At 43.9% G+C, this 18472-nt stretch carries 12 protein-coding genes; 9 read left to right on the forward strand and 3 right to left on the reverse strand.

Annotated features, from left to right (window positions below; genetic code table 11):
• Nucleotides 1–10: 10 nt before the first annotated feature.
• From QUB20_RS02860 to QUB20_RS02880, 5 genes are all read left to right on the forward strand, one after another.
• On the forward strand, nucleotides 11–3019 hold the full coding sequence (locus QUB20_RS02860; RefSeq protein WP_333243155.1) for a peptidase domain-containing ABC transporter: 3009 nt from the start codon (nucleotides 11–13) through the stop codon (nucleotides 3017–3019).
• 52 nt (nucleotides 3020–3071) lie between these two features.
• A complete protein-coding gene (locus tag QUB20_RS02865) occupies nucleotides 3072–5078 on the forward strand; it encodes a chromosome partitioning protein ParA (RefSeq protein WP_333291149.1) in 2007 nt (668 codons plus the stop codon).
• Between the two features lie 278 nt (nucleotides 5079–5356).
• On the forward strand, nucleotides 5357–7072 hold the full coding sequence (locus QUB20_RS02870) for a hypothetical protein (protein ID WP_333243161.1): 1716 nt from the start codon (nucleotides 5357–5359) through the stop codon (nucleotides 7070–7072).
• Nucleotides 7073–7075: 3 nt separating this feature from the next.
• Nucleotides 7076–7837, forward strand: a complete 762-nt coding sequence (locus tag QUB20_RS02875) for a glycosyltransferase family 2 protein (RefSeq protein WP_333243163.1) — start codon at nucleotides 7076–7078, stop codon at nucleotides 7835–7837.
• Nucleotides 7830–8894 carry an NAD-dependent epimerase/dehydratase family protein gene (locus QUB20_RS02880; RefSeq protein WP_333243166.1) on the forward strand — a complete coding sequence of 355 codons (1065 nt, stop codon included), beginning with the start codon at nucleotides 7830–7832 and terminating at the stop codon, nucleotides 8892–8894. The genes QUB20_RS02875 and QUB20_RS02880 overlap by 8 nt, the downstream gene beginning before the upstream one ends.
• Nucleotides 8895–8979: 85 nt before the next feature.
• On the opposite strand, the gene QUB20_RS02885 is transcribed toward QUB20_RS02880, so the two are convergent.
• Nucleotides 8980–9669: a methyltransferase domain-containing protein gene (locus tag QUB20_RS02885; protein ID WP_333243169.1), complete on the reverse strand. Its 690-nt coding sequence runs from the start codon at nucleotides 9667–9669 to the stop codon at nucleotides 8980–8982.
• 49 nt (nucleotides 9670–9718) lie between these two features.
• On the opposite strand from QUB20_RS02885, the gene rfbC reads away from it, so the two are divergent.
• From rfbC to QUB20_RS02905, 4 genes are all read left to right on the forward strand, one after another.
• Entirely contained in the window at nucleotides 9719–10264 is a 546-nt protein-coding gene (gene rfbC, locus QUB20_RS02890; protein WP_333053480.1) for a dTDP-4-dehydrorhamnose 3,5-epimerase, read from the forward strand.
• Nucleotides 10265–10266: 2 nt separating this feature from the next.
• On the forward strand, nucleotides 10267–11145 hold the full coding sequence (gene rfbD, locus QUB20_RS02895; RefSeq protein WP_333243172.1) for a dTDP-4-dehydrorhamnose reductase: 879 nt from the start codon (nucleotides 10267–10269) through the stop codon (nucleotides 11143–11145).
• Between the two features lie 221 nt (nucleotides 11146–11366).
• Nucleotides 11367–13160 carry a hypothetical protein gene (locus QUB20_RS02900; RefSeq protein ID WP_333243175.1) on the forward strand — a complete coding sequence of 598 codons (1794 nt, stop codon included), beginning with the start codon at nucleotides 11367–11369 and terminating at the stop codon, nucleotides 13158–13160.
• Nucleotides 13161–13254: 94 nt separating this feature from the next.
• Nucleotides 13255–14229 carry a glycosyltransferase family 2 protein gene (locus QUB20_RS02905; RefSeq protein WP_333243178.1) on the forward strand — a complete coding sequence of 325 codons (975 nt, stop codon included), beginning with the start codon at nucleotides 13255–13257 and terminating at the stop codon, nucleotides 14227–14229.
• A gap of 93 nt (nucleotides 14230–14322) precedes the next feature.
• On the opposite strand, the gene QUB20_RS02910 is transcribed toward QUB20_RS02905, so the two are convergent.
• Nucleotides 14323–16155 carry a DUF6798 domain-containing protein gene (locus tag QUB20_RS02910; RefSeq protein WP_333243181.1) on the reverse strand — a complete coding sequence of 611 codons (1833 nt, stop codon included), beginning with the start codon at nucleotides 16153–16155 and terminating at the stop codon, nucleotides 14323–14325.
• A 12-nt stretch (nucleotides 16156–16167) separates the two neighbouring features.
• Nucleotides 16168–18399 (reverse strand): hypothetical protein, encoded by a 2232-nt coding sequence (locus tag QUB20_RS02915; protein ID WP_333243185.1) that lies wholly within the window; start codon nucleotides 18397–18399, stop codon nucleotides 16168–16170.
• Between the last annotated feature and the right edge of the window lie 73 nt (nucleotides 18400–18472).

The following is an 18472-nucleotide window of genomic DNA, read 5'->3' on the forward strand; positions in this document are numbered from 1 at the left end:
CTAAAATTGGATGACTTCTTCCGCTGTTTCCCTCTCCCAAATTCAGGATTTCCTAGCTCAAACACCTCCCTTTGACCGAATGTCAGAGACGGCTCTGACAGCCTTGGTGGCTAAATGCCAACTCCTTGGCTACCGGACGGGGCAACCCCTGTTTGAACGGGAAAAAATGCCGACTCAGGTGGCAATTATCTATCAAGGCCAGGCCCGGCTGCTGGGCTTTGACCAGCGCTCGCAGCGCCACGTAAGTTTACGCTTGGTGCAGTCGAAGGAAATCCTGGGCTGGGCTGGCTTGCTCAGGGGGGTTCCCTGCGAAACGGCGATCGCCTCTACAGATGTGATCGCGATCGTCCTACCTGCCGAAGATTTCCTGAGCGTACTGGAAAAACAGCCGACATTTGGAGAAGCCTTTCGCGAACACTGTTCGTTGAGCGAAGTATTTGAACTGTTGAGCCTGGAATTGCAGCGCCAAGCCGACGGCACTTCCAATCTCAAGGAACTCACCCTGCAAGCTTGGCAAGATGCGACAGTTGTCAACGTACCAAACGGCAACAAAAAAACTCAAGACATCGCCAAAGAGCTAGATGCCGATCGAATTTGGCTCGTCAGCAGCGGCGTCTTGGGCGACTTTCCCACCGGCAGCCGCTTCTCTGTGGAAAACGCAGCCAAATCCTTAAAAGTAGAAGGCCGCCTCGGCGCCCGCTTGGTCGGCTTCCGGGAACCCTCCGAACCCCAACCCGAAACAGACTCATTAAATGGCACGACAGAGACAGGAGGCTCTGGGCAGAATCCGCCCAACGGAACCTCGATCACGGTTATAGACGCCCCAGATCGTCCCCCAGAACCCAAAACCGACCAACCAAAGGATGCCGGGAGATACCCAGTTTTCCGCGCCAAAGGGCAGATTGAGGCCCCGCTTGCTTGCTTCCAGATGTTGAGCAAGTATTTCGGCCTCAAGTTTCGTCGAGATATCATCCGCAAAGTTCTAGAAAATCAGTTAAAAACCGCCGGTTCTATCAGTATGCAAGCCTGCGGGGCGATCGCCCAAAGCATCGGCCTCACGCCCCAATTGGCGCAAGTGCCCGCCGAAGCCATCAACCGCATCAAAGCTCCCGTAATGATTAAATGGGAAACCAGCTTTGCCATTATTTACAGCATCACCGAGCAAGAATTGGTGATGGCCACGCCCGAAAAAGGGTTAATGCGGAAGCGGATACCTCAGTTTAAAGAAATCTGGGGAGAATCAGGAGAAGTCCTGCTGCTGCAAGCTCCGCAAGTCGAACAAAAAGAGCAGTTCAGCTTCTGGTGGTTTGTGCCGGCGCTGATGGAACACAAGACAGTGTTTTTTGAGGTGTTGCTCGCTTCGTTTTTTGTACAGTTATTTGGTCTAGCCAACCCATTAATCAGCCAAGTAATTATTGATAAAGTATTAGGTCAGCGCAGCATTGACACCTTGGATATTTTGGGAGCATTTCTGTTAGGTGTTGCCCTGTTTGAAGGACTGCTCAACGGTTTGCGTACCTTTTTGTTTATAGATACCTCAAACCGCATTGATGTCAAATTGAGTGCAGAAGTCATCGACCACTTGCTCCGGCTGCCCCAGAATTACTTTGACAATCGGCGCGTCGGAGATCTGGTTTACAAATTCAGCATGATGGGCCAGATTCGGGAATTCATGACGAGTACAGCTCTGACAGTGGTTCTCGATGCGGTATTTTCGGTGGTTTACGTCGCCGTGATGCTCTCCTACAGCGTGCAGCTAACGTTTGTATCTTTGGCAGTGGTACCGGTACTGGGGCTGATGATTGTTCTAATCAATCCGCTGGTGCTTCGCCTGATAAAACAAAGAAATATGCGTTTTGCTGACTCTCAATCTTATTTAGTGGAAGTAGTCAGCGGGATTCAAACTGTTAAGGCTCAAAATATTGAATTGAAATCCCGCTGGGAGTGGTCGAGCCGCTACGCAAAATACATTACAGCCAGTTTTAAAACAATTATCACGGGGACTACGGCCGGTACGATTAGCGCCTTTTTAAACCAGGTGGGTAACTTAGCTCAGTTGTGGGTGGGAGCTTATTTGGTACTGGGAAATGAGATTACTTTGGGTCAGTTGATTGCTTTCCGAATTATTTCCGGGAACGTGACTGGTTCGCTGCTGCGTTTTGTGAGCGTCTGGCAGAGTTTCCAAGAAGTCTCAATGTCGATCGATATGCTCAAGGATGTGGTCGATACGCCGACGGAAACCAGCGATGAAGATCGCAGCAATATCCCGCTGCCGGCAATTCAAGGGCAGGTTACCTATGAGGAGGTTTCCTTCCGATTCCTGGAGAGCGGGGCACTGCAATTGGCTAATGTTAATTTGGAATTTCCCCCTGGGAGTTTTGTGGGAATTGTGGGGGGAAGCGGTTCCGGTAAAAGTACGGCGATGAAGCTGTTGCAGCGTCTTTATCCGCCGCTGTCGGGCCGGATTTTTATTGACGGCTATGACATTGCCAAGGTGGAATTATATTCGCTCCGCAGCCAACTTGGGGTGGTGCTGCAAGATACTTTGCTGTTTAACTGCTCGGTACAGGAAAATATTGCTCTGAGTAATCCAGATGCGAGTACGGATGAGATTGTGCGAGCTGCGAAATTAGCGGTAGCTCACGATTTTATTATGGGCTTGCCTGCTGGCTACAATACGATAGTCGGAGAGCGTGGTTCGTCGCTTTCTGGGGGTCAAAGACAGCGTTTGGCGATCGCCCGGACGATTTTGCAAAACCCGAAACTGCTGATTTTGGACGAAGCTACAAGCGCCCTCGACTACCATTCCGAACGCCAAGTTTGCAATAACTTAGCAGAAGCTTTCGCCGGCCGCACGGTGTTTTTCATTACTCACCGCCTGACTACCATCCAAAACGCTGATGTAATTATTATGATGGATCAAGGTTCTGTAGTCGAGCGGGGAACTCATAAAGAATTAATGGCTCTTAAAGGGCGTTACTACTGCCTCTTCCAACAACAAGAGTCATCGAATACCTAATCTCTAACAACTCACAACTGATCGCTAACCCTTAACAACTGAGAACTAACAAATGGCTATGAAATCGTTAATACTTTCTGAGCAACCAGTCATTCTCGAAAAACCAGCGATTTGGTCGCACTTGTTTTTGTGGATGATCATGCTGATGACCACTTCTGCTGTAGTTTGGGCTTATTTTGCTAGCGTAGAGCAAGCTGTCCCCGCTGTCGGCCAATTGGAACTCAAAGATGGTGCTAGAGACATCCAAGCACCTGCTACGGGCGCTGTGGTGAGACTTCACGTTGAAAATGGCGATCGTGTGGAAAAGAACCAGCCTCTGCTCACTTTCAACCCCCTTGCACCCAGTGCCGATTTAACATCGGTTCAGAAAACTAAAGAAGCTCTGGAAAAGGAAAATAAATTTTACGAAGATGTTGTCAGCGGCAAAATTCAAGGCCCTGTTCCTTCTAACCTAGAATCAACAATCAGGGACAGACAGAGCCTCACGGCACAAAATCAAGTGCTGCAAGCTTTGATTGACGAGCTGTACCTCAACAGGGGAGCAAGCGGAAATTTTGCTCCTGCTCAGCAAGGACTTTATGCTAATTACAAAGATGAATTTCTGTCTCGCGTCGCTACAGCCCAAGGGCAAGTTCAGGAGTTAGAAAAACAACTGAAGCAAGCTCAGGATGCTGAGAAAGCTGCCGGCGATCAAATGATAGTCGCACAGCAACAATTGGGTTTTGCCCAGAACCAATTAAATTATGCCCAGCAGCAGTTAGCTTCTTCGCAAGAGCAAGTAAAATCCGCCCTGGCTCAGAGAGATTTGGCCCAAGAACAGTTAGCGAAATCGCAACAAGTATTGAAGTCGAATCAAAACATTCTAGGCAGACTCGCCCCCCTGGTGGAGGAAGGAGCCATCGCTGAACTGCAAAAAGAACGTCAAGAACAAGATGTTTTTAGAGGCCAAAGCGACGTTCTCAAACAGCAAGATCAAATCAAGCAGCGCGAAGGTGAAATCAACTCTCGCAGGGGCGAAATTAACACGCGCCTCGGTGAAATCAATACGCGCCGAGGCGAAATTAACGCGCGTCAAGGCGACATCCAAAAAATTAGTGCTGACATACAGCGCCAGCAAGGAGAGCAAGCGCGCATTCAGGAGTCCATCGCCCGCGCTCAAGAACAGTTAAAAAATACCAAGGATGCCTGGGCGAGAGAACTTTATACCAAAATTGCTGAAAACGAGAAACAAATTGCCAGCAGCGATTCTCAGCTAAGCCGCTTCAAAGTGGAAAACCTGAAAAAGTTGTCCGAGGTGAACGCTCAGCTAGAAAAGGCTCAACAAAACCGCGACACTCAAGTTCTGAAAGCTCCGGTATCCGGTGTTATCTTCGATTTGAAGCCTTCTACGAAGGAGAAAGCTAAGTTGGATATGGCGAAAGATCCGATATGCCAATCCATTATTAATTCGGTGGTGAAACCGGGCGAACCGCGCCCAGCACGCTGCGAAGAAGCTTATTACGAAGCACAGCAAACTGAAAAGCTGCTTAAAGTTTTGGATGACGACAACGGTTTGGAAGCAGTTGTTTACCTGGAAAACAGCAATGTGGCTCTGGTATTGGATGCTTTGAGACAGAAGCGGGCAAAATTGGAGCCGTATCACGGCAAGCAATTAGACGGAGAAAAGATTGACTGCGAAATAGGTAAAATTTGCGTTTGTCCAGAGAAGGAAATTAACAGAGAGAAACTGGGTTTGACGAAATACCAATGCGTGCCTGTGGAAGTGAATGTAGAAGCTTTCCCGGCGATGGAGTTTGGTACTGCTCAGGGTGAAGTGATAGAGATTAGCAGCGATGCTGAGCCTCCTACTGAACTGCGGAAATACTATGCTTTCAAAACCAAAATTAAGCTCAAAAATCAGAAGTTTGTTTTGAACAAGGGCAAGGCAAATGAAGTGGAGGTTGGTTTGCAGTCTGGAATGGCAGTGAGTTCTAATATCAATATCGGCAAGCGGACTGTTTTGCAGATGTTTATTAACCGATTTACTGGGAAAATGGATACGTTCAAGACTATTAAGTAGCGAACAGTTGACGGTTGACTGTTGACCGTTGACGGTTTACTGTTGACGGTTTACTGTTGACTGTTGACCGTTGACGGTTTACTGTTGATTTTCAGTCGAAAAGCTGATGATATCATGTCCGTTCGAGCGATCGCGATTTTTGTAGGGGCCCGTGAGCCAACAATACTTGCGAATAATTTACACTCTCAAAAACCCGCCCTGACCGGGATATTATGGTTAATCGATCGGACATGATATGACTAGATTTTACAATTCCGATGCTACCGGATTGGATATTAATGAAAAAAATCATATTATTTACTTTATATCTAATTCCTGTCCTCTTATTAATCGGATTTGTATCGAATTTTAACGTTAACGTTCCCGTTGATGACGAGTGGAGGTTAGCTAGCCTTTTTGAAAAAATAGCTGCGGGAAATGTAACTTTTAACGATTTTTGGGCTTTGCACAGCAACCACCGCATACTTTTCCCTAAAATAATTATTGCGGTGCTGGCTTTTGCTTCCCGATGGAATATTAATTATCAGTTGTGTCTCAGCATAGGTTTGGCTGCGATAACTTTTATCGCTATGTACAAGTTATCCTCGATGCAGCTTAAGAATGTCGGGGATGATTTGTGGCATTTAGCTAATATTTTAACTTGTATTTGGCTTTTCTCGCTAGTTCAGCACGAAAACTGGCTTTGGGGGTTTCAATTAGCGTGGTTTTTGGTCAATTTTTGTTTTGTAGCTGCGGTTTATGCGCTGGTTTCAAATCACAAATTATTGCCTAATATTAGAATCTCTATTGCTGCTGTATTCTGCTTTGTTGCGAGTTTTTCGCTCGCTCAAGGCTTGCTGTCTTGGTTGGCTGCAATTCCCGCTGTGGCGGCTGTAGAAGGAAATGCGGCGCAGAAAAGAAAAAGACTTATTGTCTGGATGCTGCTGTTTGCGACAACTTGTGCTGTTTACTCAATTGATTATCATCCTAGTCGGAAAGCAAGTATTATTTCATTGTTGAATAAGCCGTTTGTGGTGATTGATTACTTTTTAAGTTTGCTGGGTTCGCCAATTGTGCGATCGCCTGGAATTTCAGCATTAGTTGGATTAGCCATATTTGCAAGTTTCTTATTTTTTGTGTTCCACTTTGGGAGAAAGATTACCGAGCATCGTGAGGCTTTACCTTGGCTGTCAATAGGTGGTTTTTCGGTTTTATCGGCTCTGTTTATTACGGCGGGGAGGGCAGAATTTGGGGCAATTCAGGCGCTAGAATCGTCTAGATATACGACTAATTCGATTTTGCTATTAATTGCTGTGGTTCAGCTAGGGCAATTGTTTGTTCTAGGTAATTATCAAGAAACAAAAGCAAGGTTAAAGCGTAATTATAAATTTATTTATCGGGTAGTGGCAGGGCTGTTAATTGCCACAATTATTGTTAACTCTCAACAGGCGATCGCCCAATCTCGATCGGCACTTCTTTACAAACAAGGCGCTCAAGATTGTTTGCAGTTAATTAACTATCTGGAACCCTCGGAGTTTTTCAATAATTCGCCGGAAAGCTGTTTGAGGGTGCTGAGCAAAAAAACTTGGCTGGTGAGAGAAGGCGCTGCAATTATCGACAAAATAGGTTGGATCAAGTTCGCGAAAAATGTAGAGTTTATTTCTAATACGGAGAAAGTTTACGGTTATTTAGACAAACCTCAAACTAGCGATAAATCCTTGACTGTTAAGCAAAATGAGGCTGTCAAGGCTGCTGGTTGGGCGGTTTGGCCAGAAAAATTGCAACAGCCCAATATTGTACTGCTATCTGTCGGGGATAAAAAATCTTTTTTTGCTAACGCTTATGTAAATTTGGACAGTCCCGACATTGCTGAGAGTTTAAAATCTGAGTTATACAATAATGCCAGGTGGGCTGTTGATTTGTCGGATAATAATTTGCCGATCGCCCAAACAGAAATTAAAGCTTGGGTGTATAATCCTGTTGACAACCAGTTTGTCCAGTTGCGCGGAGGATGAGGAGTGAAAATTTCTGTGATTATACCAGCTCACAATGAGGAGGGCTGTTTGTACGGTACTGTGCGGGCGATCGCCCAGACGCTTGATTTAGAAGGCATTCCGCACGAAATTTTGATTGTGAATGACAATAGTGTCGATCGAACTATTGATATTTGCCAGGAGTTGTCAGAGACTTTTCCCACAGTGAGATACATCAACAATCAACCTCCCAACGGTTTCGGATTTGCGGTGCGACGGGGATTGGCGGAATTTGACGGAGATGCTGCGGCAATTGTGATGGCGGATGCTTCCGACGATCCGATGGATTTGGTAGCAGGATACCGCAAGTTGCAAGAAGGATATGATTGCGTTTTCGGTTCCCGCTTTATCAAAGGTGGTTTTATAGTTGATTATCCAATTCACAAGTTAGTAATTAACCGCTTAGCAAACTGGTTTGTCAAAAGTATTTTCGGCTTGCGGTACAGCGATGTCACCAATGCTTTTAAAATTTACCGCAGAGAAGTAATTGAAGGCGTGCAACCGATTCTGAGCCATCATTTTAATTTGACAGTGGAACTGCCTTTAAAAGCAATAGTTCGGGGTTTTTCCTATACGGTGATTCCTCTCAGGTGGTACAATCGGACTGCGGGTATTTCTAAGCTGAAAATCAAAGAGATGGGCAGTCGATATTTGTTTATTGTCTTGTATGTCTGGCTCGAAAAACATCTGTCTCGCGGCGACTACCACCGGACTAGAAAGATAGCAAAGTTGAAAGTGAATGCCTGATAAAATTTTAATTGTTGGTGGTGCGGGTTTTATCGGCAGTTGTTTGGCAATTGGCCTGAAGAAACTGCACCCGGAATGGCAAATAATTTGTTTAGATAACCTGCGTCGCCGGGGCTCGGAATTGAATCTGCCTCGGCTTAAAAGTTGGGGGATTCAGTTTGTTTACGGGGATATTCGTACAGCGGCAGATTTAGATCCAGTTGCACTCAATGCTGACTGCATTATAGATTGTGCTGCGGAGCCTTCTGTGCTGGCTGGTTTTAGTTCGCCTCAGTACGTTTTGCAGACGAATTTACTGGGCACTGTGAATGTTTTGGAGTTGGCGAGACAGACTGGTGCGAGTTTGCTGTTTTTGTCTACGAGTCGGGTTTATCCGATCGCCAGTGTCAAGTCTGTTAAACTGTTAGAGTTGCCGAATAGATTTGCGATCGCCCCTGAGCAAACTTTACCCGGTATATCCGAGTTGGGCATATCAGAAGACTTCCCATTAAAAGGACACCGTTCGCTTTACGGAGCCACTAAATTAGCTTCGGAATTGCTGATTGAAGAATACAGGGAAGCATACAATGTACCCGCAATTATTAACCGCTGCGGGTTAATTACTGGTGCTTGGCAAATGGGTAAAGTAGATCAGGGAGTTTGCGGTTTGTGGGTGGCGGCTCACTATTTTCAAAAGTCGCTGAGTTATATCGGTTTTGGTGGCAGTGGGAAGCAGGTTAGGGATTTGCTGCACGTGGAAGATTTGTTGAGGTTAGTTAATTATCAGTTAGAAAATTTTGCTAAATTTGACGGCGAAGTTTTTAATGTAGGCGGTGGTTTTAGCAACAGTCTTTCTTTGGTTGAGACAACTGATTTGTGCCAAAAGATTACGGGTAAATCGATTTCAATTAATCCTGTTTTGGAGGAACGCGCGGGGGATATTCCGATTTTTATTACGGATTCTTCTAGGGTGATGGAGAAAACAGGATGGCAGCCTGTTATTGGGCCGGAAGCGGCTTTGCAGGATATTTATGATTGGATTGCTGCTAATGAGGTGGTGTTAAGTTCGATTTTGTAGGGATTTTTTTAATGGCAGGTACAGGGGGATAAACGCGGCTAAACGCAGATGAATCTCTCTGCCTGCATATGACTAGGATTGCCTGTCATGAGGCTCTGCCTCTATTGTTTTGTTTCGATGCTTTAACAAACATTTGCCCTCCCAAAAAACGCCACAACAAAGGCAATTTTAAGTAAATTTTTAACAGCAAGGGCGAGGCCGGTCTGCCTTTCGTCGAAAAGGGTAAAAATCTCGGTATAATTAAGTCGATTTCAAACCCGACAGTTTGTAAAAGCTCTTGTAGCGATAAATGCGTTATCGGTAATTGATGGTCGATAAAATCGTAGTATTCCTTGTAGGAATATTTAAAATTAGGCTGAATTACCAACAGAGAACCGCTAGGCTTGAGGGCCTCGAAGCAAAAAGAGATAATTTCTACAAGTTCCTCTTTGTTGCGGAGGTGTTCAAAAAAATTTGAGATAAAAATACTATCGAACTGTTCGGTAAAAGATGTGTAATTTTCTAAATTCAACACATCAATATTAAGCACATTTACATCAGCATTAGCAAATAACTTTGAATCGGGATTAAGATCAATTAAATATTTTTTTTTAGCACAAATTTGATTGATAAATTCGCAGTAACCGCCGCCTATATCTAAAACCGCTGATTCGGGAGGAACATAATTTTGTAAGAATTCGTCAATTAAAACTTTCCATAGTGCCACCTTGGCTTGCATTTGTCGCGAATCAAAGCGGTTGGCATACAACTTTTTGAGATATGTGTCAGTTTTCATAGTAAAATAGCCTAGACTGAGTATGAGTTTATCACTTTCACAGCTAACTATGAATGTTATATCTACCGAAATACCGGAAGTTCTGATCGTTGAGCCGAAAATTTTCGGAGACGATCGCGGTTTCTTTTTTGAGAGTTTCAATCACCGAGCTTTTGTCGAAAAAACAGGCGTGACAGCCGAATTTGTTCAAGACAATCATTCCAAATCCTCTAAAAATGTGTTGCGCGGTTTGCACTACCAACTGCAGCAACCTCAAGGAAAATTGCTGCGGGTAGTTGCTGGCGAAATATTTGATGTAGCGGTGGATATTAGACAAAGTTCGCCGACTTTCGGAAAGTGGGTGGGGTGTTTGGTGAGTGCAGAAAATAAACGGCAATTTTGGGTGCCGGCGGGATTTGCACACGGTTTTTTAGTGGTTTCCGAGACGGCTGAAGTTTTGTACAAAACTACAGATTATTACGCACCGGCACACGAGCGGTGTATCCTGTGGAATGACCCCGATTTGGCGATCGACTGGCCGCTAGATGGTGCCAAACCAATCTTATCAGCTAAAGACCAAGCTGGACAAACGTTGAAAACAGCTCAAGTGTTTTGATCATGAAAATTTTACTCGCAGGCGGCAGCGGACAGCTAGCTCAAGAATTGCAGCCGATTTTATTATCTTCGGGAGAGGTAATTGCGCTCGATCGCACTCGCCTCGACTTATCCCAACCCGAAAGCATCCGTCAAGCAATGGCTGAAATTAAACCGGATTTAGTCATCAATTCGGGTGCTTACACTGCGGTAGACAAAGCCGAAAGTGAACCAGAATTAGCATATGCAGTCAACGCTATTGCCCCAGGAATTTTTGCCGAAGAATGCGAAAAACAGGGAGCAAGTTTGATTCACTTTTCTACTGATTATGTATTTGACGGCAGCCACGGTTCTGCTTATCTGGAAACAGATTCTACGAATCCACTGGGAACTTACGGCAAGTCGAAATTAGCAGGCGAGGCAGCAATTCTCAAATCGGGAAACCGACATATTATTATTAGAACCGCGTGGGTTTACGGCAACGGTGGCAAAGGTAATTTTGTCAAAACCATGCTGAGGTTGGGAAAGGAAAGGGAAGAAATTCGAGTAGTAGCAGATCAGATCGGAAGTCCTACTTGGACTCGGGATTTAGGTGCGGCGACTTCACAAATTATTCCTCTCCTTGGATCAGAAACTTTTGGGACTTACCACTACACTAACAGCGGTGTTTGTAGTTGGTACGATTTTGCGATCGCCATTTTTGAGGAAGCAGCACAACTCGGCTTTCCCCTAAAAGTTCAGCGCGTAATTCCCATCACCACCGCCGAATATCCGACACCGGCAAAACGCCCCGCTTTTTCTGTCCTATCTACGGTAAAAATATCAGCACTTTTGGGCACGTATCCTCCCCACTGGCGGCAAGGGCTCAGACAAATGCTGGCAAGAGAAGTCAGTCGATTTTAGATTTTAGATTTTAGATTTTAGATTTACTTGCAGCATTGAATCTGGGAGTTTGAACTTTAGTCTAAAATTTAGGGATTCAGGACAATAGGACTTATCCACAGGTGGCCAGAAACCGGGTTTTTTACGAAAATCCTTCGCTGTAGCCTAGAGATTAAATAAAAAACCCGGTTTCTTTGTCGGGAGTGCGTCGCTAAACCTGCCCCATTAATTAAAAATACCCCATGTCTGAATCCATGAAAATCAAGCAACAATATATTTTAATTGCCGCCTCAGTTCTCGGCATCCTAATACCAGCTTCATATATTTTGTACTTGATATCGCAAGCGGGAGACTTGTCTAATTTTGATTATTGGTGGATGACATGGAATTTTTATTCAGTAGACGGTTTTTCTACAAATCCTTTTAATTGGATCTTTCGGGCGAACGAGCATTTTGTCTTGATTCCGGCAATTATTTATGGCTTGAATATAGCTGTAACGCAAGGTTCAAATATTGGTTTATGTTTAGTTGCCTGGTTCTTGGCTTGGATGCAGTGCCATGTATTAATTGCTCTGCTGCCATTAAAATTGAGGCGTTTTCCGCTGCAATTTATCTCGCTACTCCTTTGCATTTCTATTTTTAATTTTACTCCGGCGGCGGCTCACAATTGGATGCGGGGATTCAGCGGTGTTCACTGGATAATTGCTAATTTATTTGTGATTTGTTCGATATTTTGTTTGCAATCCTATGTGACAGATTTATTAAAGAAAAGGGAGGCAGAGCCTGGTAACGAGTTGGTAGGGGCGGTGCCCCCGTGCCCGCCCCCGCATTTACAAAATAAGTGGGTAATTGGCAGCATTGTTTTTGGCGTTTTAGGCTGTATTAGTTACAGCACTCCTTTAGGTTTGTGGCCGATATTGTGTGCTGCTGCTGTTGTGCTGCGGTTTCCTCGGCGAATAACTTATTTGTATTTCATTGCTTCGATTGCAGTGATTGGGATTTATTTTTTAACTTATAAAACTCCATCTCATCACCCTTCTTTAACTAAAATTAACCCGCTCAAAACTCTCGAATATATTCCCATTTATCTCGGCGGAATTTTTAGCGAAAATATTATTGTTGCTTCAATTATTGGTATAATTGGTTTGATTGCAGCGACGGGTTTTGTGGGTTATTGGCTATTTGTAAAAAAGGTAGATCGCCCGGATTGGCTACCTTGGCTATCAATCCAACTTTACACGCTGCAAACGGCGTTAATGGCCGCGGTTAGTCGATCGGGATTTGGCGTCGAACAAGCCACCGCTTCCCGCTACGCCACACTCCCAGCCTTGTTTTGGATGAGCACAATTGTGCTGACAGTATTGTGGGTGCGCGAGTGGCAGCCAACACCAAGAATTCAAGGGCGCTGGCTGACACCGCTGTTTGCTGTCACCACAGTCGCGATTATTTTAATGTACGGGGTGGGAGGCGAAACTGCAATGGCGATCGCCCACAGAGCAACCTATCAACCGTTAGTAGCATTATCACTGCAACTAGGCATCACCGACGTAACCCTAATTAAAGACCGCGTAGGCAACAAACCCGCCGCTTTTGTCGGCTTAATCGACGCTTTAAAAACTAACAACTTAGTGCCATTTAACCGAGACATCAAAAAACACAATTTCTGTGCAGCATTAGACACAAAAATCGACGCAAATTTACTGTCAGCCCCCAAAGACGGAGTACCCGGATACTTTGATACAGCCACCAGACTGGCACCAACAGCAGCCAGAGTAATTGGCTGGGTAGGAGACCCCGAAAACAATGTAAAATGTATTGCCATTCTCAACCAAGAAAATATCGTTAGAGGTTTTGCCATGTCAGGATTTCCGCGCCCAGATTTAGTTAAATTATTTGGCCCTTCCTACGAATTCGCAGCTTGGAGAGGATACATTCAAACATCACCAACAGATAAACTATTGACAGCCTATGCCTCCTTTAAAAACCGCAAAGGTTGGGTAGCCTTACGAAACTCCCAAGTTATCAATAAAAACTAAAAAACCTCTCTTTCTCCTCCTCTGCGCCCTCTGCGCCCTCTGCGGTTAATAAAAAAAAATCTCATTAACAACAAAAATGAAATAAAATATCTCTATGCCAAAACAACTCAGCTTCGTAATCCCAGTTCACAACGAAGAAGCCACCCTAAAATTGCTGTTTGACAAAATCAAAATTGTCATGTTGCAAACAGAAATTGACAGTTACGAAGTCATTTTCATAGATGACGGTAGCCGCGATTATTCCTGGCAAGAAATCACAGATTTAGCCAGCCAACATCCCAAACTAATTAAAGCGATTAAAATGCGCCGCAACTTTGGCAAATCCGCCGCACTTTCAGCAGGATTTCGCAATGCAGCAGGGATAATTATCTTTACTCTCGATGCTGACCTTCAGGATGACCCCGCTGAAATTCCCAAGTTTTTACATCATTTAGAATCGGGATTTGATTTAGTTTCCGGTTGGCGAAAACAGCGGAACGACCCGCTTTCTAAAACTTTACCTTCCAAGCTGTTTAATGCCGTTGCGTGTTTGCTGACTGGGGTGCAAATGCACGATATGAATTGCGGTTTTAAAGCTTACCGCAGGGAAGTTTTGCAGTCGATTAAATTGTACGGAGAATTGCACCGCTACATTCCAGCTTTAGCAAACAATTTAGGGTTTAAAATTGGCGAAGTAGTCGTAGAACATCATCCGCGAAAGCACGGAAAATCGAATTACGGCTGGGAACGTTATGCGCGGGGTTTTATTGATTTGTTGACGGTGTTAGCCACGACGCAATATTTGCACAAACCGGGTCATTTGTTTGGCGGTTTGGGATTGTGTTTTGGCTTCGTTGGAACTGTTTCGCTGAGTTATTTGATAGTTATTTGGTTTCTGAATTTGGCGGGGATGAATTTTGGGCCGATCGGGAATCGACCTTTGTTATTTTTTGGGATTTTGTGTACAATTCTGTCGGTGCAGTTGATTTCTTTGGGGATTTTAGCTGAGTTGATGGCGCGGAATGTGGATGCTGATTATGTGGATAAGCAAATTAGCGAAATTATTGATGATTCGGGTTTTGATATTTAAGCGCAAGATGGAAACGGCGATTGAAATGGCTTCTACACAAGCAAAGTCTGCCTCCGCAGACTGAAGAAAGATATCATATTTTCAAGAATAGTATTATCTGATTTTATACAGTATCCATTTGCCTTGTTTGTCGGCGATTTCCCCTTGAATATTTGGATGCCAGTCAGTACGAGTCAGGATATAATCGGCATGATAGTTTTTGGCTACTTTGACTAAATCCGCACTGCTGCGGCGGATGAAAAAGTCATTTCCTCCCCAAATCATTTGCGGGTTTAAGGGAACCCCTAAAACAGCTTCCATGCGATTTTGCCATTCTTTGATGCCTTTTTCGGTAAAGGGGAAGTTTTTGAAGTTGACGACAATCGCCCTTTCGGAGAAAAACTGGAAGCTGGTAACTGAGGGTGGAATTAATACGAGTGAATCGGGGCTGCTACTTTGCGAAAATCGCACAGCTAATTTGCTTAAGTCGTCTCTGGGAACGGCATTGATATTAACTCTTGTTTGAAATACATTTAATATAGGTTTGGGCAGAATTCCTGCTATTCCACAAACTAAGGTGGCAGTAGTTATTAAGGCTAAGGTGTGAGTTAGAGTTTGTTTGATAGATGTAGCTAGGGATGTTTTTTCTAAAATGAATGGGAAGGCGAGGATTGAGAAAAAAACTGGGATGCTAATTATTCTATCGCCCATTATTTCCCATGAATCAGTCACCGGATATATCAAGCTGAAAATTACCGTTCCTGCTGCTAAAATCCACAACAATATATTATATCGTTTGGGAAATACGTATTTTTTTGTTTGCCAAACTGATAATCCTAGGAAAATGATACCCCTAAAAGGCAAAGTTAGTACAGCTAACAGCAACAAGCTAATAGCTATGTGTTTTTCTCTGTAAAGTTGCTCGACCGTCAAAGCAACAGCAATAAATATAATTAGTTGAGCAAAAGGTACGGTTCTAGCTAACTGTAGTTTTGCGATAAAAGCCAGCGGGTAAATTTCTACAAATATGTAATTTAGAAACAGTCCCAAAATGGATGTAGTAACAATTATATAAAAATTAACCTTGTCTTCTTTGGACAATAAATCGGAATTTTTGATGCACAGTAAGCCACCAATTATGAAACATATAAAGTTGAACCAATTCCCCAAATACCAATTTGACGGGAGGATGTGGTGGGGGTTGCGGACTTTTGCGTGAATGTAGACAAAATCGGCGTTGTCGATAGTTTGAGTGCTGGTAGTACCTGTTAATAACATCGGTACGTAAACGATACTTGCCATTGCTGCTAAAAGTGCGATCGCCAAAATCAATGTTTTGAAATTCCGCTGTCTTACAGATTCAATAAATAAAACGGGAACCATCATCAATCCCGGCAACAAACCCACTAAGAATTGCAGCAGACAAGCTAGTCCAAAAAAGAAATATCCAGTCAGCCATTTCTGGCGCAAACTAAAGTAAATTCCCCAGATTGCGAAACCCATTGCGAAGATACTGGGTACTGATTTAGTGGAAAATATCAGCGTGTTACCAACATCGGTAAATGAAGCGGCTATACATAAAAAAGCCATCGCTGCTGCTGGCAGTTTGGAATTAGTATAGATATTGAGAATTGCGTAGCAAGCTAGGACAAATGAACCGAAGGCGAGGAATTGATAAATAAAGTGCGCTAGGGGAATGCTTGTTCCTAAGTTGGCGAGAAAATAGATAATATAATAATAGTAATATCTCGGATTAAATTTCACCATTTCCTGAACGTAATAGTCATTTTTGTAGAGTTCAGGATTTAACATAAATTGAATTGGTGGCACTTCCGGGAAATTGCCTCCAATGGGGAAAATATAGCCAGTAGCCATCAGGGAGCCGATGATGACAAAAGTATAGAGAGATAGATTAAAATACCAGTGGGATTTTTGATGTTTTTGCATTGACGGTTCAATTTATCTACTGACAGCCAAATTGTTAATCTCCAGTTGACATTGGTTTGTTAAATCCTGTTGGCTGCTACTCAATACCTCAAGCAGCAGATAAATGGGATTTTTGCCTTCAACTAATAGATTTAAGGCGAGATAACTTTTTTGACTATAAGCCATCTCTGCTGAGTCTACTAATTTACCTTGCTTGTCCCACAAAGTCAAGCGCAGGGCAACTCCCGGACATTGTTGGTTAGGTAAATTGAGTTTGCCGGTAACTTTTACTTTATCTGAAATGGAACCTAAATACAGAAAAGATGTATCGAGTTTCTTGCTGTTTTTAATTGGATGAGTTACAATATTATATAGGTTATCCGATTCTTGACTTACTGAATAATTGGCACTTGTGTAGATTGATTGATGCAAACTAATCCAATCTAACTGCGTGCCTGGTCGATCGACTATTTGTCGCTGCATTGCATCCAGAGTCCTAACTGCCGTTGCTGTATCAGTCGGCCGCATCCTCCGGTAAACGCTGAGTGTCACGCCGTTTTCTAGCTTAAACTGTTCCGGTAGCAATTGGAAATCGCGGGCAATTTCCCAGTTTTGAGTAAAGGCATCGTACACAACTTTAACAACATCTTGTTCGTGCGATCGCAAAACTTGTTCGTCAGTCGGCAACACCTGCTGAAAAGGTACAGCAACCACCGCATATTGTGCCTGCAACAACTCCGGTAGCGGGTAAGTATCGCGCGAGTCAATTTGCGGCCTCCCGATTGTATTTAATTTCCACCAGCCCTCCGGCGGGTTTAATTTTCGGTTGGCTTGTCTGAGGATATTAGCATTGAAATTGTTAGAAGCACCAGCAATATAAATTGGTTCTTCATTCGGTGCTAATTTTCGCAGAAACTCTACTAATTTTACAACTTCATCGTAGTCCGATCGCACTAACGGCGGAAAATTACCCACAAACAGTCTTGGCAAATCTATTTTGAGAGGAATTAACCCGACTCCGGCATTCAAAACCAGGTACAAACCCGCCGCGCCCAGCATGAAATACCGGACTTTTCCCTTGAGTGTCAGCCAAGTTGTCCAGAAAAATGTGGAGAGTCCCAAAAGTGCGATCGGTGTAATATGAATTGTATAGTGCAAGTAGCCATAACGCAACACTAACAGCCATTCAATCAGCGACAAAACCCCAAACAGCGAAACAAAAATAGCCGCCGCCGGAACCAGCATTCGAGTCAGAATTCCCGCCGAAAAACCAATCAGTACCAGCAGCCAAGTTCCCAAACCGTAAAAATCCGCATAACGAGTTAAAATATCATTTACAGGCAAACTCCAAGCGACATACAAATTGCGGTAGTCAACCGTCAGAGCACTGCGAGTAAAATCCCCCGCTACCAACATTAAAATAATCAAGCTAGTTACAGCTATCAAGCCCAATTTTACAGCGGATTCAAACAAATTTTTCCAACCTTTGTTTTGAATACTTTGAAATAGCAATCCTAAATGACTTGTGGGATGGGCTTCTAGCCCGTCCCGGCTAAAAGCCTGAACCATTGTGATAACTGCCTTGGGATTGCTATACTGTACAATAAACTCGATGAAAGCCTGTAAAGTCGCGGCACCAAAAAATGCGATCGCACTATAAGCAAAATGGCGCCGCAACAGAATCGCCGCCGCCAGCAAAAACCCAATCAACGGGATTTTCCACCAAGATTTCAGCGTGACATCCTGCAAATAAACCAAAATTGCCAAGGCTACAAACACACAGCCGCCAGTATCCAGATATCCCCGCAGAGTCGGTATCCAACTCATAGGAATTAATAAACTCAGCAGCACAGTTGACCAAAATACCCGGCGGGGATAAACTGGAATTAGCTTTGCAGAAATTGCCCCCAGCAACAGACGAAACGGCAGCACATAAATCAGGGATACACTGAGAATGTAACTCAGCCGAGACTCGCCAAATAAGAGAATAAACGGCACTAACGGCAGAGAAATTAATAGGTTTTTTTCCTTAGATAGCGATTCTATAACTCCGCGCCATGCTTTATCTGGCGACTCTCGAAATAAATTTGCCGTGTTGACTGTAGCGGTATTGTATCCCGCGTAATCCCACCAATAAAAAGTATGTTCGCTGGATACATAGATTGATGTTACTGCAACTGTGAGGAGAACAAGTAAAAACAGGAAAAACCCATCAATTAGAAATTTTCGAGGCAATTTAAAAGAAACAACATCAAATACTTCCATCACTCTAGCAACCCTCAATCAATTGTATAGTCCTGGACGCACGGGTAGTCAGAAACCGGGTTTTTTTGCCAAA

Origin of the sequence: Microcoleus sp. B4-C2, assembly GCF_036705265.1 — a bacterium.
GTDB lineage: Bacteria > Cyanobacteriota > Cyanobacteriia > Cyanobacteriales > Microcoleaceae > Microcoleus.

Excerpts from the sequence above, each read along its gene's own strand:
- QUB20_RS02915 (WP_333243185.1), bottom strand. The coding sequence starts at position 18,399 with ATGGAAGTATTTGATGTTGTTTCTTTTAAATTGCCTCGAAAATTTCTA.
- QUB20_RS02880 (WP_333243166.1), top strand. The coding sequence starts at position 7,830 with ATGCCTGATAAAATTTTAATTGTTGGTGGTGCGGGTTTTATCGGCAGT.
- QUB20_RS02905 (WP_333243178.1), top strand. The coding sequence starts at position 13,255 with ATGCCAAAACAACTCAGCTTCGTAATCCCAGTTCACAACGAAGAAGCC.
- QUB20_RS02860 (WP_333243155.1), top strand. The coding sequence starts at position 11 with ATGACTTCTTCCGCTGTTTCCCTCTCCCAAATTCAGGATTTCCTAGCT.
- QUB20_RS02885 (WP_333243169.1), bottom strand. The coding sequence starts at position 9,669 with ATGAAAACTGACACATATCTCAAAAAGTTGTATGCCAACCGCTTTGAT.
- rfbC (WP_333053480.1), top strand. The coding sequence starts at position 9,719 with ATGAATGTTATATCTACCGAAATACCGGAAGTTCTGATCGTTGAGCCG.
- QUB20_RS02900 (WP_333243175.1), top strand. The coding sequence starts at position 11,367 with ATGTCTGAATCCATGAAAATCAAGCAACAATATATTTTAATTGCCGCC.
- QUB20_RS02870 (WP_333243161.1), top strand. The coding sequence starts at position 5,357 with ATGAAAAAAATCATATTATTTACTTTATATCTAATTCCTGTCCTCTTA.
- rfbD (WP_333243172.1), top strand. The coding sequence starts at position 10,267 with ATGAAAATTTTACTCGCAGGCGGCAGCGGACAGCTAGCTCAAGAATTG.
- QUB20_RS02910 (WP_333243181.1), bottom strand. The coding sequence starts at position 16,155 with ATGCAAAAACATCAAAAATCCCACTGGTATTTTAATCTATCTCTCTAT.
- QUB20_RS02865 (WP_333291149.1), top strand. The coding sequence starts at position 3,072 with ATGGCTATGAAATCGTTAATACTTTCTGAGCAACCAGTCATTCTCGAA.